Genomic DNA, 20,581 nt, shown 5'->3' on the forward strand with positions numbered 1-20,581 from the left:
GCAGACACGGCCCCACCCCGGTACCGTACGAAACAGGTGAAGCCCACCGCAGTAGGCCCTGCGGCAGGCTCCTGGATGGTTCACGGAGTGTCCGCCCCTATTGGGCTTGGGGGCGGCCGCTCACCATCTCACCAACAAGGTGGAGCCCACCGCAGTGGCTGCTGCGGCAGGCTCCTGGATGGTTCACGGAGTGTCCGCCCCTAGTTCGCGTGGGGGCGGCCGCTCACCATCCGAAAAGCCGCAAAATCCACCTCCTCCGGCACTTCACCATCCGAAGACGGACTCGGTCCCAGCGGGTGGGCTTGCGGTGACGTCCCATGGGCGCCCCCTTCCACGACACCGCCCAGTAGCCCGGTGGACGGTCCGTCGGAATCGGGCCGGGCCCCGAGGGCGGGGTCCGGACCATGTCCTTGGAAGGGGGCTCCCAGCCAAACTGGGGCGCCGGACACGAACGCTATCGCCCGGCTACGCCCATTCGGCCCACATTCGTCCCCAACACAACCACGCGCCCCCACCCCACAACTCACGCCCCCACCACCCCACTTGGGCACGCAAAAGGGCCCGGTCGCCCTCAGACAACCGAGCCCCAAACCCCGCTCAAGCCAAGCGCGGCGTCACGTCACCGCATGTGCTGCGAGTCCGCCACCGTGACCTCGACCCGCTGGAACTCCTTCAGCTCGCTGTACCCGGTCGTGGCCATCGCCCGCCGCAGCGCGCCGAAGAGGTTCATGGAACCGTCGGGCGTGTGCGAGGGCCCGGCGAGAACCTCCTCGATCGTGCCGACGGTGCCGAGGTCGACCTTCTTGCCGCGCGGCAGTTCCTCGTTCACCGCCTCCATGCCCCAGTGGTTGCCCTTGCCGGGCGCGTCCGTGGCGCGGGCCAGCGGGGAGCCCATCATGACCGCGTCGGCGCCGCAGGCGATCGCCTTGGGGATGTCGCCGGACCAGCCGACACCGCCGTCCGCGATGACGTGTACGTACCGGCCGCCGGACTCGTCCATGTAGTCGCGGCGGGCGGCGGCGACATCGGCGACCGCCGTGGCCATCGGGACCCGGATGCCGAGCACGTTGCGCGTGGTGTGCGCCGCGCCGCCGCCGAAGCCGACGAGGACGCCGGCCGCGCCGGTGCGCATCAGGTGCAGGGCGGCCGTGTAGGTGGCGCAGCCGCCGACGATCACGGGGACGTCCAGCTCGTAGATGAACTGCTTCAGGTTCAGCGGCTCGTGCGAACCGGAGACGTGCTCCGCCGACACGGTCGTACCCCGGATGACGAAGATGTCGACGCCCGCGTCCACGACGGCCTTGGAGAACTGGGCCGTGCGCTGCGGCGAGAGCGCGGCGGCGGTCACGACGCCCGAGTCGCGCACCTCCTTGATGCGCTGCCCGATCAGCTCCTCCTTGATGGGAGCGGCGTAGATCTCCTGGAGGCGGCGCGTCGCGGCCTCGTCGGGCAGGCCGGTGATCTCGTCGAGCAGGGGCTGCGGGTCCTCGTACCGCGTCCAGAGGCCTTCGAGGTTGAGGACGCCGAGGCCGCCCAGCTCGCCGATGCGGATCGCGGTGGCCGGGGAGACGACCGAGTCCATGGGGGCGGCCAGGAACGGCAGCTCGAAGCGGTAGGCGTCGATCTGCCAGGCGATCGAGACCTCCTTCGGGTCGCGCGTACGGCGGCTGGGGACGACGGCGATGTCGTCGAAGGCGTACGCCCGGCGGCCGCGCTTGCCGCGCCCGATCTCGATCTCAGTCACGTGTGTGGCCTTTCCCTGATGCGTTCAGCGTCTTCCAGTATCGCCGACGGGCACGCGGAGGGCGGCCCCGGATGCACCGGGGCCGCCCTCACCAGGTCCGCTGTCGGTGCCGACCGACTACTTACGGCTGTAGTTCGGCGCCTCGACGGTCATCTGGATGTCGTGCGGGTGGCTCTCCTTGAGGCCCGCGGAGGTGATGCGGACGAAGCGGCCGTTCGCCTGGAGGTCCGGGACGGTCCGGCCGCCGACGTAGAACATCGACTGGCGCAGTCCGCCGACGAGCTGGTGGACGACCGAGGAGAGCGGGCCGCGGTAGGGCACCTGGCCCTCGATGCCCTCGGGGACGAGCTGCTCGTCGGAGGCGACGCCCTCCTGGAAGTAGCGGTCCTTGGAGAACGACTTGCGGTCGCCGCGCGACTGCATGGCGCCCAGCGAGCCCATGCCGCGGTACGACTTGAACTGCTTGCCGTTGATGAACATCAGCTCACCCGGCGACTCGGCGCAGCCCGCGAGCAGCGAGCCCAGCATCACGGTGTCGGCGCCCGCGACCAGGGCCTTGGCGATGTCGCCGGAGTACTGCAGGCCACCGTCGCCGATGACCGGGATACCGGCCTCCTTGGCGGCGAGGGAGGCCTCGTAGATGGCGGTGACCTGCGGGACGCCGATACCGGCGACGACACGGGTCGTACAGATGGAGCCGGGGCCGACACCGACCTTGATGCCGTCCACCCCGGCGTCGATCAGGGCCTGCGCGCCGTCACGGGTGGCGATGTTGCCGCCGATGACGTCGACGCCCGAGGAGTTCGACTTGATCTTGGCGACCATGTCGCCGACCAGACGGGAGTGGCCGTGGGCGGTGTCGACGACGATGAAGTCGACGCCGTTCTCGATGAGGGCCTGGGCGCGCTCGAAGGCGTCACCTGCGACACCGACGGCCGCGCCGACGAGGAGCCGGCCCTCGCCGTCCTTCGCCGCGTTCGGGTACTTCTCGGCCTTGACGAAGTCCTTGACCGTGATCAGGCCCTTGAGGATGCCCGCGTCGTCGACCAGCGGAAGCTTCTCGATCTTGTGCTTGCGCAGCAGCTCCATGGCCTCGACGCCGGAGATGCCGACCTTGCCGGTGACCAGCGGCATCGGCGTCATGACCTCGCGGACCTGGCGGGAGCGGTCGCTCTCGAAGGCCATGTCGCGGTTGGTGACGATGCCGAGCAGCTTCTTGTTGCCGTCGGTCACGGGCACACCGCTGATGCGGAACTTGGCGCACAGCGCGTCGGCCTCGGCGAGCGTGGCGTCCGGGTGCACGGTGATCGGGTCGGCCACCATGCCGGACTCGGAGCGCTTCACCAGGTCGACCTGGTTGGCCTGGTCCTCGATGGAGAGGTTGCGGTGCAGCACACCGACGCCGCCCTGGCGGGCCATGGCGATGGCCATCCGGGACTCGGTGACCTTGTCCATCGCGGCCGAGAGGAGCGGGATGTTCACCCGCACGTTCTTGGAGACGTACGAGGCGGTGTCGATCTCGTCGGGCGCCATGTCCGACGAGCCCGGCAGCAGCAGCACGTCGTCGTAGGTCAGCCCGAGCGTCGCGAATTTATCGGGCACTCCGTCGACGTTGGCAGTCATGACACCTTCCCCAAATGGCCTTGATCGGTGCGGATGTCCATGCTAACGGGAAGCGCGGGGCACACATTCCACGGTACGAAGTAGGGCCGGGCTTCGTATGTTCGTACGGAAAAGGCACCCCGCGTGTTCATGCGGGGCGCCCTGAGAGCCCGTGCGGCTACTGCTCCGCCAGTGCCCGGAGCCTGCTCAGCGCCCGGTGCTGTGCCACCCGGACCGCGCCCGGTGACATGCCGAGCATCTGTCCGGTCTCCTCGGCCGTGAGCCCCACCGCGATCCGCAGCAGCAGCAGCTCCCGCTGGTTCTCGGGGAGGTTGGCGAGGAGCTTCTTCGCCCACTCGGCGTCACTGCTGAGCAGGGCGCGCTCCTCGGGACCCAGGGAGTCGTCCGGGCGCTCCGGCATCTCGTCCGAGGGGACGGCCGTCGACCCGGGGTGACGCATCGCGGCCCGCTGGAGGTCGGCGACCTTGTGGCCGGCGATGGCGAAGACGAACGCCTCGAACGGCCGGCCGGTGTCCTTGTAGCGCGGCAGCGCGAGGAGGACGGCGACACAGACCTCCTGTGCCAGGTCCTCCACGAAGTGCCGCGCGTCGCCCGGCAGCCGGGACAGACGGGTGCGGCAGTAGCGCAACGCCAAGGGGTGGACATGGGCGAGCAGATCGTGTGTCGCCTGCTCGTCCCCGTCGACCGCGCGATGCACGAGCGCACCGATCACTGTCGTCTCGTCGTCGCGCATCGGTCCATGGTGCCTTGCGGCCGTCCGGTCCGTGGCGCCACGTCCATGGTTGTGCACCGAAGCGTTATGAGCAGGCGCGCCGGAACTCATCTCCTGCGCCCTCCCCTCCCGCTCGTTCGACTGCTCCCCGAGGAACTCCACCCCTCAAGGATGCGGCATCCGCGGCGAAACGAGCAGCGGGCCTTCGCCCGGCCCCGCTCACCTGGCGGTAAGCGCCCCCGCCCGCCTCGCGGCAGGCGGGGATTCCCGAACCCCCGGCGCGGCTCACCTAGCGAACCAGACCCCAGCGGAAGCCGAGCGCCACCGCGTGCGCGCGGTCCGAGGCGCCGAGCTTCTTGAACAGGCGCCGGGCGTGGGTCTTGACGGTGTCCTCGGAGAGGAACAGCTCGCGACCGATCTCGGCGTTGGAGCGACCGTGGCTCATGCCCTCCAGCACCTGGATCTCCCGCGCGGTGAGCGTCGGCGCGGCGCCCATCTCGGCCGAGCGAAGCCGACGCGGGGCGAGCCGCCAGGTCGGGTCGGCGAGGGCCTGTGTCACCGTGGCTCGCAGCTCCGCGCGGGAGGCGTCCTTGTGCAGATAGCCCCGGGCTCCGGCGGCGACCGCGAGGGCCACGCCGTCCAGGTCCTCGGCGACGGTGAGCATGATGATGCGCGCCCCGGGGTCGGCGGACAGCAGCCGCCGTACGGTCTCGACGCCGCCCAGTCCGGGCATGCGTACGTCCATCAGAATCAGGTCCGAGCGGTCGGCCCCCCAGCGGCGGAGGACTTCCTCGCCGTTGGCCGCCGTGGTCACGCGCTCGACGCCGGGCACGGTCGCCACCGCGCGGCGCAGCGCCTCTCGGGCAAGCGGGGAGTCGTCGCAGACGAGGACGGATGTCATGGCCGCCCTCCGCAGCTGATGCGCGTCACCTTGAGCCTCCAGGCTGGTACGAAATCGTCACCTGTGCGGTCGACGCTCACGAGCTGACACGAACGTCTGCCCGAGCGCTTGTTCTTCAACCGCCTCCGCCCGTCTCAACGACGGTCACTCGAAAGAGTTACGGGATGGCTGGCTACCTTCGGCACTCTACGTGAGGGCGCGCACACGGTGCAGACATGCACAACGGACCCTCAATCTTTCAACACAACCTATGCCCCATTCAGCCGTTTTTCTTCCCATTTGTTGGTGTCTGCGGCTAGATTCGCAATGAGTCATATTTTCATCTCCTTAGATAGTCGATGTACGGTCATGGGCAACATCTCCTCCCAGAACGGCAACAAGGGGACACGAAATGGCAGATTTCTCCCGCCTTCCCGGACCGAACGCTGATCTGTGGGACTGGCAGCTCCTCGCGGCCTGCCGTGGGGTCGACAGCTCACTCTTCTTCCACCCCGAAGGAGAACGCGGTGCGGCACGGAGCGCTCGTGAGAACTCGGCCAAAGAGGTCTGCATGAGATGCCCCGTGCGCGCCCAGTGCGCGGCCCACGCCCTCGCGGTGCGCGAGCCGTACGGCGTGTGGGGCGGGCTGACCGAGGACGAGCGCGAGGAGCTCATGGGCAGGGCGCGCCACCGGCTGGTGACGGCGTCCGCGTCCACCTCCGGGGGCGACCCGGGTTCGAACACCTGAAGGAACGTTTTTTCTGAAGTCCGGCCCGTGCCCGTGCGGCGCTACCGCGCGGCAGCCGTGGCCAGCCGGTCCAGCGTCGCCGCGACCGTGGGCACCTGGGCCAGGTCCGGCAGGGTGAGTGCCACGATCTCCCTGCGCACCACCGGCTCGACCGACACCGCCCGTACCCCCTTGGCGCGTACGGACTCGATGGCCAGCTCCGGCAGCACGGCGACGCCGAGTCCCGCGGCCACCAGGCCGACCACCGCCGGATAGTCGTCGGTCGCGAAGTCGATGCGGGGCGTGAAGCCCGCACTCTCACAGACCCGCACCAACTGCCCCCGGCAGCGCGGGCACCCGGCGATCCAGGGCTCCCCGGCGAGTTCTCCGATGCCGATGGACCGCGTACGGGCCAGTCGGTGCCCCTGCGGGACGAGCCCGACGAGCCGGTCCATGAGCAGGGGGCGTACGACCAGGTCGTCCCACTCCCCTTCCTCCGCGCCCGCCGCGCCCTCGTAGCGGAAGGCGAGCGCGATGTCGCAGTCGCCCTCGCGGAGCATCTCGACCGAGCGCGGCGGTTCGGCCTCCTCCAGGGAGACCCGGGTGCCGGGGTGGTCGGCGCGCAGGGCGGCCAGGGCGGTGGGGACCAGCGTGGAACTGCCGCTGGGGAACGAGACCAGACGGACCCGGCCGGCGCGCAGCCCGGCGATGGCGGCGACCTCCTCCTCGGCCGCGGTGAGCCCGGCGAGGATGCCGGCCGCGTGCCGCACCAGCGCCTCGCCCGCCTGGGTCAGCCGCATCTCGCGGCCGGTGCGGACCAGCAGCGGGGTGCCGACGGAGGATTCGAGTGCCTTCATCTGCTGGCTCACGGCGGGCTGGGTGCAGCCGAGTTCGCGTCCGGCCGCCGAGAAGGAACCGGTGGCGGCGACGGCGCGCAGGACACGGAGATGGCGGGCCTCGATCACGGAGTCGAGCATAAGCGGAACTTGGGAAGGGTTCCGAATATCGCGTCGACGCTTTGATCCCGGTCCGCCTACCGTTTCCGTATGAAGCTTCTGTCACTGAATGTGGGACGTCCCAAGGCCGTCGACGTCGTGGAGGAGTCGAAGAGCGTCACGGGCATCGACAAACGGCCGGTGGACGGGCCGGTGCGGGTGTTCGCGCCCGGGCCCAAGGGTGTCGGCGCCAGTGGGGTGGCCGGGGACTCGGTGTGCAATCTGGAGCACCACGGCGGCGACGACCAGGCGGTGTACGCGTTCGCCCGCGAGGACCTGGACGAGTGGGAGCGCGAGCTGGGGCGCACCCTGCCCAGCGGATCCTTCGGCGAGAACCTCACCACCGAGGGTCTCGACGTCTCCGGCGCCCTCATCGGCGAGCGCTGGCGGATCGGCTCCGAGGTGATCCTGGAGATCACGTCCGGCCGCGTCCCCTGTCTCACCTTCCAGCGGCATCTGGGTGAGCCGGGCTGGGTCAAGCGCTTCACGCGCCGGGGCGCGCCCGGCGCGTATCTGCGGGTGATCCGGCCGGGCGAGATCCGCGCGGGCGACCCCGTCGAGATCGTCCACCGGCCCGGCCACGACATCACCGTGGCCCTCTCCTTCCGCGCCACGATGAACGAACGCGAGCTGCTGCCAAGGCTGTTGGAGGCGGGTGAGGCGCTGCATCCGCATCTGCGGGAGGTCGCGCGGAAGTACGTGGCGGCACAGGGGTGACGGGCCGGGCCGGGACGAGGGGCTGGTGAAGCCGCCACGCCGGTGCGGGTGTTCGGTGAGAGGTCCCCGAAGCCGCTGGTGAACGTGCGGTGGAGCACATGGGTGCGCACAGTCCCGGTCACTACGCTTGCGCCATGACAACGGCTCTGATTACGGGATCGACCGCGGGGATCGGTGCCGCCTTCGCGCGGCGGCTGGCGGCGGACGGGCACAACCTGGTGCTGGTGGCGCGTGACACCAAGCGGCTGCGGGAGCAGGCGACCGAGTTGCACGACCGGCACGGCATCGAGGCGGAGGTGCTGACGGCGGACCTCGCGACGGACGACGGCATCGAGGCGGTCGCGAAGCGGCTGGCCGACCGCAGGAACCCGGTCGACCTGCTGGTCAACAACGCCGGCTTCGGCAACAAGGGCCGCTATCTCGACGTCTCCATGGCCGACGAGCTGCGGATGCTCAAGGTCCACTGCGAGGCGGTGCTGCGTCTGACGTCGGCGGCGACCGAGGCCATGCGCGAGCGGGGCCGGGGCGGTGTCGTGAACGTGGCGTCGGTCGCGGCCTTCGTGCCGCGCGGCACGTACGGGGCGTCGAAGGCCTGGGTCGTGCAGTTCACCCAGGGTGCCGCGCGCGACCTGGCCGGTACCGGTGTGCGCCTCATGGCGCTCTGCCCCGGCTTCGTCCGTACCGAGTTCCACGACCGGGCCGGTATGGGCACCGACAACATCCCGTCCTGGATGTGGCTGGACGCCGACAAGCTGGTCACCGCCGCCCTCGCCGACCTCTCCCGGGGCCGGACCGTCTCCATCCCCGACCCGCGTTACAAGGCCCTGATGGGTGTGGTGAAGGTGGTGCCGCGCGGGCTGCTGGGCGGGATCAGCTCGAAGACGGGGCGGAAGTACGGGCCGCAGTAGGAGGAATCCGGGCGGCCGGGACGGCGCCTGCGGGTGAGAGGGAGATGGCGCCGGGAGACAATGGAGCTGTTCGACCGGACCCAGGGGGGCCGGAAGGTGGCGCGCCATGACATTCGTGCAGCTCATCGACTGCAGGACCAGTCGGTTCGACGAGATGAACCGACTGATGGACACATGGGTCGAACAGACCAGGGGCAAGCGGACGGCGACACACAGCGTGATCGGGAAGGACCGGTCGGACGGGTCGCACTTCGTGGAGATCGTGGAGTTCCCGTCGTACGAGGAGGCGATGCGGAATTCCGGGCTGCCGGAGACGGACCGGATCTTCCAGGAGATGGTGGCGCTGTGCGACGAGATGCCGACGTTCACGGATCTGGACGTGGTGCGGGACGAGCAGTTGTACGCGGCCACCGCGCGGCGGTTCCTCGCGACCATCGCCGCGAAGGGCGAGCTGCCGCCGCTCGACGATCTGCTGGTGGAGGACTACCACGACCACGTTCCCTCCGAGGAGCCGGACGCCATCGGGATGGACGCGTTCCGGCGGACCGTCGAGGAGTGGCGGGGCGGGTTCGACTTCGAGTTCACCGTGGAGGACCAGATCGCCGAGGGTGACCGGGTGTGCACGCGGTGGAGCTGGGACGCGACCCACAAGGGGGACTTCCTCGGGATTCCGGCCAGCGGGAGGACGGTCCGGATGACCGGGACGCTCATTCACCGGTGCGGTTCCGACGGGAAGATCGCCGAGGGATGGTGGGAGTACGACCGGCTGGGGCTGATGGGGCAGTTGGGCGCGCTCGACGATCTGGAGAAGTAGCCGCCGTGGCAGGGAGAAGCCCCCGCTCCGCCGATGCGGAACAGGGGCTTCTCTCGGTGGGGCGGTGCCTCAGTGGGAGTGGCCGTGGCCGCCGTGGCCCGCGTCGGCCGGCTCCTCTTCCTTCTTCTCGACGACCAGGGTCTCGGTCGTCAGGAGGAGGGAGGCGATGGAGGCGGCGTTCTCCAGGGCGGAGCGGGTGACCTTGACCGGGTCGATGACGCCCTGCTTGACCAGGTCGCCGTACTCGCCGGTGGCGGCGTTGAAGCCCTGGCCCTTGTCGAGCTCGGCGACCTTGGAGGTGATGACGTAGCCCTCCAGGCCGGCGTTCTCCGCGATCCAGCGCAGCGGCTCGACGGCGGCCTTGCGGACGACCGCGACACCCGTGGCCTCGTCGCCGGTCTTGCCGAGGTTGCCCTCCAGGACCTTCACGGCGTGGACGAGCGCGGAGCCACCACCGGAGACGATGCCCTCCTCGACCGCGGCGCGGGTCGCGGAGATGGCGTCCTCCAGACGGTGCTTCTTCTCCTTCAGCTCCACCTCGGTGGCGGCGCCGACCTTGATCACGCACACGCCGCCGGCCAGCTTCGCGAGGCGCTCCTGGAGCTTCTCGCGGTCCCAGTCGGAGTCCGTGTTCTCGATCTCGGCCTTGATCTGGGCGACGCGGCCCTGCACGGCACCGGAGTCACCGGCGCCGTCGACGAGCGTGGTGTCGTCCTTGGTGACGGTGACGCGGCGGGCGGAGCCGAGCACGTCCAGGCCGACCTGGTCGAGCTTGAGGCCGACCTCCTCGGAGATGACCTCGGCGCCGGTCAGCGTCGCCATGTCCTGGAGCATCGCCTTGCGACGGTCGCCGAAGCCGGGGGCCTTGACGGCGACCGCGTTGAAGGTGCCGCGGATCTTGTTCACGACCAGGGTCGACAGGGCCTCGCCCTCGACGTCCTCGGCGATGATCAGCAGCGGCCGCGAGGCGTTGGACTGGATGACCTTCTCCAGCAGCGGCAGCAGGTCGGCGATGGCACCGATCTTGCCCTGGTGGATGAGGATGTACGGGTCGTCGAGGACGGCCTCCATACGCTCCTGGTCCGTCACGAAGTACGGCGACAGGTAGCCCTTGTCGAAGGCCATGCCCTCGGTGAAGTCCAGCTCCAGACCGAAGGTGTTGGACTCCTCGACGGTGATGACACCGTCCTTGCCGACCTTGTCCATCGCCTCGGCGATGAGCTCGCCGACCTGGGTGTCCTGGGCGGACAGACCGGCGACGGCGGCGATGTCGGACTTCTCGTCGATCGGGCGGGCGGTCGCGAGGAGCTCCTCGGACACGGCCTTGACCGCGGCGTCGATGCCCTTCTTCAGGGCGGCCGGGGAGGCGCCCGCGGCGACGTTGCGCAGGCCCTCGCGGACGAGCGCCTGGGCCAGCACGGTGGCGGTGGTCGTACCGTCACCCGCCACGTCGTTGGTCTTGGTCGCCACCTCCTTCACCAGCTGGACGCCGAGGTTCTCGTACGGGTCCTCGACCTCGACCTCGCGGGCGATGGTCACACCGTCGTTGGTGATGGTGGGGGCGCCGAACTTCTTGTCGATGACGACGTTGCGGCCGCGGGGGCCGATCGTCACCTTGACCGTGTCGGCAAGCTTGTTGACGCCGCGCTCGAGGGCGCGACGGGCGTCCTCGTCGAACTTCAGGATCTTCGCCATGGGAGCGGTTCAGCCCTCTCGGAAAACGTGGGTGAAACGAACTGCGCCCCTAACGCCCGGCTTCATAAGGTCGCGGGGGCCAGGGGCGCAGCTCACAAGCAGAATGTGCTTGAGGTGATTACTTCTCGATGATCGCGAGCACGTCGCGGGCCGAGAGGACGAGGTACTCCTCGCCGTTGTACTTCACCTCGGTGCCGCCGTACTTGCTGTACAGCACGATGTCGCCGGTCTTCACGTCGAGCGGAAGCCGCTCGCCGTTCTCGAAGCGGCCCGGGCCCACGGCCAGGACGACGCCCTCCTGGGGCTTCTCCTTGGCGGTGTCCGGGATGACCAGGCCAGAGGCCGTGGTCTGCTCGGCGTCGAGCGGCTGGACCACGATGCGGTCCTCGAGCGGCTTGATGGCAACCTTGGAGCTGGTGGTCGTCACGATCCGACCTCCCCCTTCGGAGATCTCACGGGGTTAACTGTCTGAGGTGGCGACCAGGTGGATCCGTCGTCGCGGGTGCCGGACCTGCCCGTCGCTAGTTGGCACTCTCCAGGGGGGAGTGCCAGACCTGAGACTATGACCGCGATTAGCACTCGGTCAAGCGGACTGCTAATTCCGCGGGGGGTGGACGTCAGAGATAGTCCTCCAGACGGCCCACTGTCAGGCCCTGTTCCTGGACCCTGCGCAGCAGCCGTGCCGTCGTCTCCGTGAGGGTCGCGCCCTTCAGCTGGTCCGGGCCCTGGAAGTAGGCCAGGACGATGTCGCCGGGGCGGAGGCGGTCGCCGACGGTGTGGTGGAGGTCGTCGATCCGCATGGACGCGCGCCACAGGACGACGGCCGAGATGCCGCAGTCGGCGGCGGCGCGGAGCGTGGTGGTGTCGTAGACGCCGTAGGGCGGCCGGAAGAGGGTCGGCCGGATGCCGAAGCGCTGTTTCAGCTTGTCCTGCTGGCCGCAGATCTCGGCGCGCTGTCCTGCGTACGGCAGTCCGCGCAGGGCGGTGTGGTCGAGCGTGTGGTTCTGTACGGTCGCGCCGACCGCCCGCAGCCGCGCGAAGTGGCCGTACCCCGGCCCCACCACACTGTCCGTCAGGAACATGCTCACCGGCAGCCGCAGTTCACGCACCATGTCGACGAACCGGGGGTCCTTCTCGGCCCCGTCGTCGTAGGTCAGGAAGACGACCTTGTCGCGGGTGGGGACGCGGTCGACGACGGGCGGCAGTCCGGGCCCGGCTCCCCGGGGCGCGGGCGGCCGGTCGGGGGCCCTGGGCGCGGGGGCGAGGGGGGCGGCCAGGCCCCAGCGGCGGTGCGGGGCCGGGGGCAGGGCGCGGTCGGTGCCGCCGGCGGGGCGGGCCCGCTCCGCGCGCTCGGTGGCGCATCCGGCGACGGGCAGCACGGCGAGGGCCGCGAGCGCGGCGAGGGCGGCCAAGGCGCGGGCCGCCGGTGTACGGGCCGCCGGCCCACGCGCCCTGCGGCGTGCGCCGCGCCGCGCCCCGCGCCCCGACCGCGCTCCCCCCTCTCCGTCTCCGCGCGCCCGGCGGCCCCCGGGGGCCCTCACAGGTAGTCCTCCAGCCTCGCCACCGCGTAGCCCTCGGCGGTGACCAGGTTCAGGAAGCGGCGGATCATGTCGGGCATGGTGCCGTTCCAGTCGGACTCGCCCCGGAAGTGGCTGAGGACGATGTCGCCGGGGCGCAGTGCGCGGTCCGCTTCGCGGTGGTCCCAGCGATCGACGAAGACCTCCTCGTTCCACAGGGGGACGGCCTCGATGCCGCAGGCCTTGGCGGCGCGGAGGGTGTCCCGGTCGTAGTTCCCGTACGGCGGCCGGAAGAGGGCGGGCCGCTTGCCGTACCGCTTCTCGATCACGTCCTGCATGCCGCAGATCTCGCGCTTCTGGGCCTCGTACGAGAGGGAGGGCAGATGGCGGTGGTTGAGGGTGTGGTTGTTGAGGACGACGCCACGGTCCCGCATCCGCGCGAAGTAGCCGTAGTCCTCCTTGACCAGGTAGTCGCTGAGGAAGGCGGTGTACGGGACCCTCAGCTCGCTCATCATCCGCAGGAACGCGGGGTCCTTCTCGGCGCCGTCGTCGATGGTGAGGAAGACAACCTTGTGGCGGGTGGGGACGGTGGTGAAGACCGGGGGGAGCCCGTCCTCCTCGTGGCCGTCGACCTCGAATCCGGCACGCGTCCTGAGCGCCGGCTTCTTCGCCGGAGGCGCGGGCGCGAGCAGGGGCACCTCGGCCAGCCCCCAGCGCTTCGCGGCGGCGACCCGCGCGGCGTGCGCCGGGCGCGAGTTGGCGGCGGACCGGTCGAGGGCACGGGCGCCGGACGCGTCGGCGGGCCGCCCGCCGCGCTCCTGGCCGCGCTCCTGGCCGCGCTCCTGGCCGTGGGCCGGCCCCGCGGTCCCCCGCCCCTCGGCGGAGCCCCTCTCCGACGTCCCCTCGGCACCGCCGCCGGCACCCCCGGCGCACCCGGACACGATGACCGCGGCGGCGAGCACTGCGACCCCGCCCCGGACACCACCGCTCCCCCGGCCCCACCCTCTCCCTCGCCCCCTCCCCCTCGATCTCCCACTCCCTCCTCCACTCCAGAAACCCGCCCGCTTCGCGCTCTTTACATCATTTTGTCGTACAAGTCGCATGGCGCCGCATCCTCGCAGGACGACCCCGTCACACCGCCCCGACACCGCCACCGGCCCCCGACCATCCACCGAGTGGCCCACACCCCCGCCCCCTGACCGACAATGGCCCGGTGAACGACCTGGACCCCGCCGCCTTCCTCACCCCCCTCCTCACCCCCGAGGGGCGTGCCCTCCTCGACGAGGTGCGCGACACCGAACCGGCGCGGGAGCTGGCCGTGGCGACCCGGCTGCGCCGCGACCACCCGGCGGAACTGGTCACGGCGGCGCTGGCACAGGCCCGGCTGCGGCAGCGGGCGGCGGCGAAGTTCGGGGCGGCGGACGCGGGGCGGATGTTCTTCACGCCCAACGGGGTCGAGCAGTCGACGCGGACGACCGTGGCGACGTACCGCGCCGAGTGCTTCCACGCGCTGGGCGTACGGTCGGTCGCCGACCTGTGCTGCGGGATCGGCGGGGACGCGATCGCGTTCGCGCGAGCCGGCATCCGCGTCCTGGCCGTCGACCACGACCCGCTGACGGTGGCGGTGGCCCGCGCCAACGCCGACGCGCTCGGCCTCGCCGGGCTGATCGAGGTGCGCGAGGCGGATGTGACGGAGGTGGACACGGCCGGGTACGACGCGGTGTTCGTCGACCCGGCCCGGCGTTCCTCCAAACGCGGCCGGATCTTCGACCCGGAGGCCTACTCCCCGCCCCTGTCCTGGGCCGTTTCGGCCGCGCTCAAGGCCCAGCTCGGCGCCCTGAAGATCGCGCCCGGAATCCCGCACGAGGCGATCCCGCCGGAGGCCGAGGCCGAGTGGATCTCGGACGGCGGGGACGTGAAGGAGGCCGTGCTCTGGTTCCGCCCGAACGGCACTCCGGGGTCACGGCGGGCGATGCTGCTGCCCTCGGGGGCCGGCCTCGGGGCCTCCCCCGCCACCATGCTGCCCGACCCCCCGGTCCGCCCGGTCGGCCGGTATCTGTACGAGCCCGACGGCGCCGTCATCCGCGCCCATCTCGTCGCCGAGGTCGCCGAGGACCTGGCGGGCGGGCTGATCGACCCCACGATCGCCTACGTCACCGCCGACGAGCACCACGTCACCCCGTACGCCACCGCCTACGAGATCACCGACCAACTCCCGTTCAACGTCAAGAAGTTGAAGGCGCTGCTGCGGGAGCGGGGGGTCGGCATCCTGACCGTGAAGAAGCGGGGGTCGGCCGTCGAGCCGGAGGAGTTGCGCAAGAAGGTCAAGCCGCAGGGGCGTGGCTCGGCGACGGTTTTTCTGACGCGGGTCGCGGGGGCGCCGACGATGTTGATCGGGCGCCCTGTCTGAGAGGGCGGCGGGGGTTCTTGCCGGCGTGTCGTTCGGGTGCGGCGCCGTCGTGGCCGGCCGCGCAGTTCCCCGCGCCCCTGAAAGGCGGCGGCTCCGCCGCCCCTTCAGGGGTGCGGTCGGAGCACGGTCGGAGGACAGCGCCCCGTCAGGGGCGCGGGGAACTGCGCGATCGGCCACGACGGCGCCACAGCCGACCGACGGCAGTGTCCTCACGGCCCTCAGTCGCCTTCGTTCCCCCCGCTTCCCCCGCTTCCCTCGCCGGCCTCCTCCGCCCGTGCGCGCAGCATCGCCCGCTCCCGCTCGTTTCGCGCAAGGCCCGCCGCCCGTTCGAACTCGGCGCGGGCCTCGGCCGTACGGCCCAGTCGGCGCAGCAGGTCGCCGCGGACGCTCGGCAGCAAGTGGTAGTCGCGCAGGGCGGGTTCGGTGGCGAGGGTGTCCACGATCTCCAGGGCGGGGCCCGGGCCCTCGGCCATGGAGACGGCGACCGCGCGGTTCAGTTCGACCACGGGGGACGGGGTGCGGGCGGCCAGCAGGGCGTAGAGGGTGGCGATCCGGCTCCAGTCGGTCTCCTCGTACGCGTATGCCTGGGCGTGGCACGCGGCGATGGCGGCCTGGAGGGCGTACGGGCCCGGGGCGCCCGTCGCGCAGGCGGTGGCGCGGCCGAGGGCGGTGAAGCCACGGGCGATGAGGAGGCGGTTCCAGCGGCGGCGGTCCTGGTCCTTCAGCAGGACGGGTTCGCCGGTCGGGCCGGTGCGGGTGGCGGCCCGTGACTCCTGGAGCTCCAGCAGGGCCACCAGGCCGTGCACCTCGGGTTCCTTGGGCATCAACTGGGCCAGCACACGGGCGAGCCGGAGGGCGTCCTCGCACAGGGCGGGACGCAGCAGGTCGTCGCCGGCGGTGGCCGCGTACCCCTCGTTGAAGATCAGGTAGATGACTTCGAGCACGGAGTCGAGGCGGGCCTCGCGGTCGGGGCCGTACGGCACTTCGAAGGCGACGTTCTTCGTCGCGAGCGTGCGCTTGGCGCGGACGATGCGCTGGGCGAGCGTCGCCTCGGGGGTCAGGAAGGCGCGGGCGATCTCGGGCGTGGTCAGACCACCGAGGAGGCGGAGGGTGAGGGCGATGCGGGCCTCGGCGGAGAGCACGGGGTGGCAGGCCGTGAAGACGAGGCGGAGCAGGTCGTCGTCGATGTCGTCCGGGTCGGACGGCCGGTCGAGATACGGCCCCGCCGCCTTCAGATCCCGCCCCACCTCCGCGAGCTTGCGCGCGTACCGCTCCCGGCGGCGTACGAGGTCGATGGCCCGGTGCTTGGCCGTGGCCATGAGCCAGGCGCCCGGATTGTCGGGCACTCCGTCCCGGGGCCACTGCTCCAGCGCCGCGACCAGCGCGTCCTGAGCCAGTTCCTCCGCGATCCCGACGTCCCGCACGATCCGCGCGACCCCGGCGATGAGCCGGGGCGACTCCAGGCGGAAGACGGTCTCGACGGCCGCGTTCGGGTGTGCGGTGGGCTGTGGGGTCACAGCCCACCATCAGACACCCGGCGGACGGCCCCGCCAAGCGGGCTCAGCCCTCCATGATCTCCCGCACCTCACAGGTGACGGTCCACTCCTCCCCGTGCACCTTCACGAACCGCTTGGTCCACTCGATCGCCTCGGCCATGTCCTTGCACTGCATCAGCGCGTAGCCGCCGACGACCTCCTTGGACTCGGTGAACGGCCCGTCCGTGACGGAGACCTTCCCGCCGTCCCAGTGCACCCGCGCCCCCTGCGCGGACGGCGTCAGTCCGGCGGTGTCGAGCATGACCCCCGCCTTGGTGATCTCCTCCAGCAGTTCCCCCATCCGCTGCATCAGCTCGGGGCTGGGGCCCTCGGCGGGGGCGGTCTTCTCGTCGATCTGGACCAGTGACAGATAGCGCGGCATGGTGACTCCCAATGCGTCGGCGAGCGGGGCCTGTCCCCGACTCTCACCCATGCGTCGAACGACCGCACCCCGGATCGACACGGCCGCCGGATTTCTCGAAGATCTCTTTCGCCGCTCTCCCCAAGGACTGTTTCGCCGCTACTTCAGCGACTCCCACAGCTCCTTCGCCTCCGGCTCGTCCGCGACGACCCGGTTGCGGTCGTAGGGGGCCGTGACCACCGGCATCATCACCGTCCTCGTGTCGGCCGACGACAGGTTCCGCAGGCTCTCGCCGAGGGTCACCAGCTCGCTCAGCGAGTCGAGGCCGGTGTCGGTGGTGAGGCTGCCGGTGACGGCGTCGGCGGCGCGGTAGAGCTGGGCGGGGTGGGTGAGCAGGTCGGTCGAGGAGATCTGGTCCAGCAGGGACTTGACCAGCTTCTGCTGGAGGCCGATGCGGCCGAGGTCGCTGCCGTCACCGATGCCGTGACGGGTGCGGGCGAGGGCGAGGGCCTTCTCGCCGTCCAGGTGATGGGTTCCGGCCTCCAGGGTCAGATGGCTGTCCTCGTCGTCGATGTCCTCGTCCGTCGTGACCGTGACACCGCCGAGCGCGTCGACGAGCTTCGCGAAACCGGAGAAGTCGATCTCGATGTAGTGGTCCATGCGGACGTCCGTCATCGACTCGACGGTCTTGACCGCGCAGACCGGGCCGCCGACCGCGTACGCGCTGTTGAACATCACGTTGTACGCCACCGCCGTCGAACCGCCCGACTCCAGCGGGCAGGACGGGCGGGTGACCAGGGTGTCCCGGGGGATGCTGACGACCGTCGCCTCCGTGCGGCCCTCGTCGAGGTGGACGACCATCGCCGTGTCCGAACGGGCGCCCGAGCCCTCGCCTCCGCCGCCGAGTTCGGCGTTCTCCTTGCCGCTGCGGGAGTCGGAGCCGAGGACGAGGATGTTCAGCGCGCCGCTCGGCGGCGGCGAGGCGGCGGCCGACGCGGCGCCGCCGGACGCGTAGGGGTCCGCCGAGGACTGGACTTTCGCGGGGCGGTTGTCGCCCAGGGCGCTGTTGATGTCGACGCTCGTGATGTTGTCGTTCAGCCGCCAGAACGCCCAGCCCGCACCGCCGGCGCCGAGGACGAGAGCGCCGGCGAGGGAGCATCCGGCGATCCTCATCCAGCGCCGCCGTCTGCCCGCGTCCTCGTCCTCACCCTCGCCGCCATCCCGGTACGCGCTTTCTCCACCATTCACGCACAGGAACTTACGTCCGAATTGTTACGGACAGAACCTCCTGTCGGAATTCCTTCGGAAATTCTCAGACTTCTCAGCCCAGCGTCACCACGGGCACCGGATTGCCGCCGCTCCAGGTGCCGTTGAAACCGAAGCTCACCGAACCGCCGCTCGGCACACCGCCGTTCCAGGAGGCGTTGGCACAGCTGACGGCCGCACCGGTCTGGGCGCAGGTCGCGTTCCAGGCCTGCCCGAGCTGCTGCCCGGCCCCGAACGTCCAGGTGACCCGCCAGGAGGAGAGCGAGGACCCGGCGGCGCAGCTGATCGTGACGTTGCCGGTGAAGCCGGTGTTCCACTGGTTGGCGACGCTGTACGCAGCCGAGCAGCCGGTCGGGACCGGTGGCTCGGTCACCGTGCCGCCGAGCGCCGTCACGATGCCGTGGTACGCGGGTTTCGGCGCGTAGTTCTCGTCGTACGGGGTGGCCGCGCCCTGCCCCGGGAAGGTGTCCGGGATCCAGGAGTCGGAGTCGGTGAAGCCCCAGACGGTGACGCCGGTGCAGCGGGTCACGGCCACACAGGCTTTCACCACGGCGTCGTACTCGGTGCGCTGCTGAGCCAACTTGGCCGCCGTGGCGGGGAGTTGTATCCGGATGTCGAGTTCCGTGATGGCGACGTCAACGCCCAGGTCGGCGAAGCGCTGGATGTTCTGCTGGAGGGTGGCGGGGACCTGGCCGAGGATCAGATGGGCCTGGAGGCCGACCCCGTCGATCGGGACGCCGCGTGCCTTGAGGTCCCGGACCAGGTTGTAGAGGGCGGTGCTCTTCGCGTTGACGCCCTCGACGTTGTAGTCGTTGATGTAGAGCTTGGCGGCCGGGTCGGCGGCGCGGGCGGCGGTGAGGGCCTGGGCGATGTAGTCGGTGCCGAGGCCGTTGTACCAGAGGGTCTGGCGGTAGGTGCCGTCCTCGTTGAAGGGTTCGTTCACCACGTCCCAGGCGGCCAGGCGGCCCTTGTAGCGGCCGACCTCCAGCGCGATGTGGTCGTTCATCAGCTGGCTGAGCTGGGCCGGTGTCCAGGTGCCGTTCGTCAGCCAGCTCGGGTTCTGGCTGTGCCAGACCAGGGTGTGGCCGCGTACGTCCTGGTCGTGGGCCTCGGCGAAGTCGACGATCCGGTCGGCCTCGGCCCAGTCGAAGTTGCCCCGGGTGGGCTCGACGGAGCCCCACTTCATGGCGTTGCCGGGGGTGAGCCAGTTGAACTCGCGGGCCGCGATGTCGCCGTAGGTGCCGGTGAGTTTCGAGCCGGTGACCGCGGTGCCGATCGCCTTGCCCTTGGTGGCGGCGAGGTCGCGGAGGGGTGGGTCGGCGGCGTGGGCGGTGGGGGCCGCGAGGAGGAGGGCGGTGAGGGCCACCGCGCCGGTGAGCAGGGTACTCAGGGAGGGTCTCATTGCGGGTGCCTCCGAAAGTTTCGGTGGTGCAACCGATTGACTTCGGAGGAGTGTGGAGGGGGTTGCGTCAGCCGTCAATACATCAACTTCCGGACACGCGTCTGCCGGGATCGGTTCGTGGCCGACCGACCCGTTCGTCGTGGCTGATCGCGCGGTTCCCCGCGCCCCTAAAGGGGCGCCGGCCCCGTGCTGCTCCGCACCACCAGACTCGTCGCCAGCTCCACCCGCGTCGCCGCCGAAGGGCCCCCGTCCTGGCGGCGGCCGAGGTCCAGGACCAGCCGGGCCGCCGCCTCGGCCATCTCCATCAGGGGCTGGCGTACCGTCGACAGCGGGGGCCCCACCCAGCGGGCCACCGGCAGGTCGTCGAAGCCGACCACGCTGAGGTCCTCCGGGATGCGCAGGCCCAGTTCGCGGGCGGCCTCGTACAGGCCGAGCGCCTGGAGGTCGTTGCCGGCGAAGACGGCGGTGGGGCGGTCGGGGCGGCGCAGCAGATCGAGGCCCAGCCGGTAGCCGGTCTCGTGGTGGAAGTCCCCGGCCTTGATCAGATCGGCGGCGACCGGCAGCCCGGCGGTCTCCAGCGCGGCCCGGTAGCCGTCGACCCGGGCGCGGCTGCACATCATCCGTGAGGGTCCGCTGATGGCGCCGATCCGCCGGTGGCCCAGCTCGACCAGGTGCCGGGTGGCGGCGAGGCCGCCCTGCCAGTTGGTGGCGCCGATCGAGGGCACGTCGTCGCCGGGGTCGCCCGCCGGGTCCATCACCACGAAGGGGATGGAGCGGCTGGTCAGCAGGGCGCGCTGGGACTCGTCGAGCCCGGACAGGACGAGGACGACGCCGTGCGGGCGGCGGGCCGCGACCTGGTCGGCCCAGGTACGGCCGGGGGTGAGCCGCCCCGCGCTCTCGGACAGGACGACGCTCAGCCCCTCCTCCCGCGCGATGTTCTCCACCCCCCGGATGACCTCCATCGCCCAGGCGCTCTCCAACTCGTGGAAGACCAGGTCGATGAGGGGGGACCTGGTCGCCTCGGCGCGCCGGCGGCGGTAGCCGTACTCGCGCAGCAGGTCCTCGACGCGGGTGCGGGTCGCGGGGGCGACGTCCGCGCGGCCGTTGAGCACCTTCGAAACAGTCGGAGCCGAGACGCCGGCCTGGCGGGCGATCTCGGCGAGCGTCGCGGTCTGCGTGGACTGGGACGCACGCGCTCTTGTCTGGGTTTCCTCTGGCTTCGCGGGCTTCATGAGCGGGATCGTATCCCTGCGCGACCTCTTGACGAACCCTTTC

General features: G+C 70.8%; 19 protein-coding genes. 5 read left to right on the top strand and 14 right to left on the bottom strand.

All coding sequences use genetic code 11. The features are described 5' to 3' along the window. Positions 1-619 precede the first annotated feature (619 nt). From ABT147_RS05860 to ABT147_RS05875, 4 genes are all read right to left on the bottom strand, one after another. On the bottom strand, positions 620-1,744 hold the full coding sequence (locus tag ABT147_RS05860; protein WP_046704802.1) for a GuaB3 family IMP dehydrogenase-related protein: 1,125 nt from the start codon (positions 1,742-1,744) through the stop codon (positions 620-622). Between the two features lie 117 nt (positions 1,745-1,861). Then, positions 1,862-3,367 (bottom strand): IMP dehydrogenase, encoded by a 1,506-nt coding sequence (guaB, locus tag ABT147_RS05865; protein ID WP_351402920.1) that lies wholly within the window; start codon positions 3,365-3,367, stop codon positions 1,862-1,864. A gap of 157 nt (positions 3,368-3,524) precedes the next feature. Beyond that, complete coding sequence (locus ABT147_RS05870) at positions 3,525-4,100, bottom strand: sigma-70 family RNA polymerase sigma factor (RefSeq protein WP_005481141.1); 576 nt, start codon at positions 4,098-4,100, stop codon at positions 3,525-3,527. Between the two features lie 268 nt (positions 4,101-4,368). Next, on the bottom strand, positions 4,369-4,980 hold the full coding sequence (locus tag ABT147_RS05875) for a response regulator transcription factor (RefSeq protein ID WP_003948568.1): 612 nt from the start codon (positions 4,978-4,980) through the stop codon (positions 4,369-4,371). A 391-nt stretch (positions 4,981-5,371) separates the two neighbouring features. Between ABT147_RS05875 and ABT147_RS05880 the strand changes: the two genes are divergently transcribed. Continuing rightward, on the top strand, positions 5,372-5,707 hold the full coding sequence (locus tag ABT147_RS05880; RefSeq protein WP_351402921.1) for a WhiB family transcriptional regulator: 336 nt from the start codon (positions 5,372-5,374) through the stop codon (positions 5,705-5,707). A 41-nt stretch (positions 5,708-5,748) separates the two neighbouring features. Here ABT147_RS05880 and ABT147_RS05885 read toward each other — a convergent pair whose 3' ends face one another. Next, positions 5,749-6,651: a LysR family transcriptional regulator gene (locus ABT147_RS05885; RefSeq protein WP_351403029.1), complete on the bottom strand. Its 903-nt coding sequence runs from the start codon at positions 6,649-6,651 to the stop codon at positions 5,749-5,751. A gap of 81 nt (positions 6,652-6,732) precedes the next feature. On the opposite strand from ABT147_RS05885, the gene ABT147_RS05890 reads away from it, so the two are divergent. The 3 genes from ABT147_RS05890 (at position 6,733) to ABT147_RS05900 (ending at position 9,120) form a co-directional block, all read left to right on the top strand. Continuing rightward, positions 6,733-7,398, top strand: a complete 666-nt coding sequence (locus tag ABT147_RS05890; RefSeq protein ID WP_351402922.1) for an MOSC domain-containing protein — start codon at positions 6,733-6,735, stop codon at positions 7,396-7,398. 134 nt (positions 7,399-7,532) lie between these two features. Then, positions 7,533-8,306 (top strand): SDR family NAD(P)-dependent oxidoreductase, encoded by a 774-nt coding sequence (locus ABT147_RS05895; protein WP_351402923.1) that lies wholly within the window; start codon positions 7,533-7,535, stop codon positions 8,304-8,306. 106 nt (positions 8,307-8,412) lie between these two features. Then, positions 8,413-9,120 (top strand): ester cyclase, encoded by a 708-nt coding sequence (locus ABT147_RS05900; protein WP_351402924.1) that lies wholly within the window; start codon positions 8,413-8,415, stop codon positions 9,118-9,120. 69 nt (positions 9,121-9,189) lie between these two features. Here ABT147_RS05900 and groL read toward each other — a convergent pair whose 3' ends face one another. From groL to ABT147_RS05920, 4 genes are all read right to left on the bottom strand, one after another. After that, positions 9,190-10,815 (bottom strand): chaperonin GroEL, encoded by a 1,626-nt coding sequence (groL, locus tag ABT147_RS05905; protein ID WP_351402925.1) that lies wholly within the window; start codon positions 10,813-10,815, stop codon positions 9,190-9,192. 118 nt (positions 10,816-10,933) lie between these two features. After that, the gene (gene groES / locus ABT147_RS05910; RefSeq protein WP_003998759.1) at positions 10,934-11,242 is read right to left on the bottom strand and encodes a co-chaperone GroES; all 309 of its coding nucleotides are present in this window, start codon (positions 11,240-11,242) and stop codon (positions 10,934-10,936) included. A 190-nt stretch (positions 11,243-11,432) separates the two neighbouring features. Further along, positions 11,433-12,227: a polysaccharide deacetylase family protein gene (locus ABT147_RS05915; RefSeq protein WP_351402926.1), complete on the bottom strand. Its 795-nt coding sequence runs from the start codon at positions 12,225-12,227 to the stop codon at positions 11,433-11,435. A gap of 125 nt (positions 12,228-12,352) precedes the next feature. Next, a complete protein-coding gene (locus tag ABT147_RS05920) occupies positions 12,353-13,435 on the bottom strand; it encodes a polysaccharide deacetylase family protein (protein ID WP_502983030.1) in 1,083 nt (360 codons plus the stop codon). 110 nt (positions 13,436-13,545) lie between these two features. Here ABT147_RS05920 and ABT147_RS05925 point away from each other — a divergent pair, with 110 nt between their 5' ends. After that, entirely contained in the window at positions 13,546-14,742 is a 1,197-nt protein-coding gene (locus tag ABT147_RS05925) for a class I SAM-dependent methyltransferase (protein WP_351402929.1), read from the top strand. 218 nt (positions 14,743-14,960) lie between these two features. Here ABT147_RS05925 and ABT147_RS05930 read toward each other — a convergent pair whose 3' ends face one another. From ABT147_RS05930 to ABT147_RS05950, 5 genes are all read right to left on the bottom strand, one after another. Further along, positions 14,961-16,259: an RNA polymerase sigma factor gene (locus ABT147_RS05930; RefSeq protein ID WP_351402930.1), complete on the bottom strand. Its 1,299-nt coding sequence runs from the start codon at positions 16,257-16,259 to the stop codon at positions 14,961-14,963. A gap of 43 nt (positions 16,260-16,302) precedes the next feature. Beyond that, on the bottom strand, positions 16,303-16,659 hold the full coding sequence (locus ABT147_RS05935) for a YciI family protein (RefSeq protein ID WP_351403030.1): 357 nt from the start codon (positions 16,657-16,659) through the stop codon (positions 16,303-16,305). Between the two features lie 138 nt (positions 16,660-16,797). Beyond that, positions 16,798-17,811 (bottom strand): LCP family protein, encoded by a 1,014-nt coding sequence (locus tag ABT147_RS05940; RefSeq protein WP_351403031.1) that lies wholly within the window; start codon positions 17,809-17,811, stop codon positions 16,798-16,800. Positions 17,812-17,959: 148 nt separating this feature from the next. Beyond that, positions 17,960-19,306, bottom strand: a complete 1,347-nt coding sequence (locus tag ABT147_RS05945; protein WP_351402931.1) for a glycoside hydrolase family 10 protein — start codon at positions 19,304-19,306, stop codon at positions 17,960-17,962. 167 nt (positions 19,307-19,473) lie between these two features. Further along, positions 19,474-20,538 carry a LacI family DNA-binding transcriptional regulator gene (locus ABT147_RS05950; RefSeq protein WP_351402932.1) on the bottom strand — a complete coding sequence of 355 codons (1,065 nt, stop codon included), beginning with the start codon at positions 20,536-20,538 and terminating at the stop codon, positions 19,474-19,476. Between the last annotated feature and the right edge of the window lie 43 nt (positions 20,539-20,581).

The sequence above is a fragment of the Streptomyces sp. NPDC001868 genome (genome assembly GCF_040297125.1).
Classification (GTDB): Bacteria; Actinomycetota; Actinomycetes; order Streptomycetales; family Streptomycetaceae; genus Streptomyces.

Bases quoted from the DNA above. Each gene is read 5' to 3' on its own strand.
- guaB (WP_351402920.1), bottom strand. From the start codon at position 3,367: ATGACTGCCAACGTCGACGGAGTGCCCGATAAATTCGCGACGCTCGGG.
- ABT147_RS05870 (WP_005481141.1), bottom strand. From the start codon at position 4,100: ATGCGCGACGACGAGACGACAGTGATCGGTGCGCTCGTGCATCGCGCG.
- ABT147_RS05875 (WP_003948568.1), bottom strand. From the start codon at position 4,980: ATGACATCCGTCCTCGTCTGCGACGACTCCCCGCTTGCCCGAGAGGCG.
- ABT147_RS05880 (WP_351402921.1), top strand. From the start codon at position 5,372: ATGGCAGATTTCTCCCGCCTTCCCGGACCGAACGCTGATCTGTGGGAC.
- ABT147_RS05890 (WP_351402922.1), top strand. From the start codon at position 6,733: ATGAAGCTTCTGTCACTGAATGTGGGACGTCCCAAGGCCGTCGACGTC.
- ABT147_RS05895 (WP_351402923.1), top strand. From the start codon at position 7,533: ATGACAACGGCTCTGATTACGGGATCGACCGCGGGGATCGGTGCCGCC.
- ABT147_RS05900 (WP_351402924.1), top strand. From the start codon at position 8,413: ATGACATTCGTGCAGCTCATCGACTGCAGGACCAGTCGGTTCGACGAG.
- groL (WP_351402925.1), bottom strand. From the start codon at position 10,815: ATGGCGAAGATCCTGAAGTTCGACGAGGACGCCCGTCGCGCCCTCGAG.
- ABT147_RS05920 (WP_502983030.1), bottom strand. From the start codon at position 13,435: ATGCGACTTGTACGACAAAATGATGTAAAGAGCGCGAAGCGGGCGGGT.
- ABT147_RS05935 (WP_351403030.1), bottom strand. From the start codon at position 16,659: ATGCCGCGCTATCTGTCACTGGTCCAGATCGACGAGAAGACCGCCCCC.
- ABT147_RS05940 (WP_351403031.1), bottom strand. From the start codon at position 17,811: ATGAGGATCGCCGGATGCTCCCTCGCCGGCGCTCTCGTCCTCGGCGCC.
- ABT147_RS05945 (WP_351402931.1), bottom strand. From the start codon at position 19,306: ATGAGACCCTCCCTGAGTACCCTGCTCACCGGCGCGGTGGCCCTCACC.
- ABT147_RS05950 (WP_351402932.1), bottom strand. From the start codon at position 20,538: ATGAAGCCCGCGAAGCCAGAGGAAACCCAGACAAGAGCGCGTGCGTCC.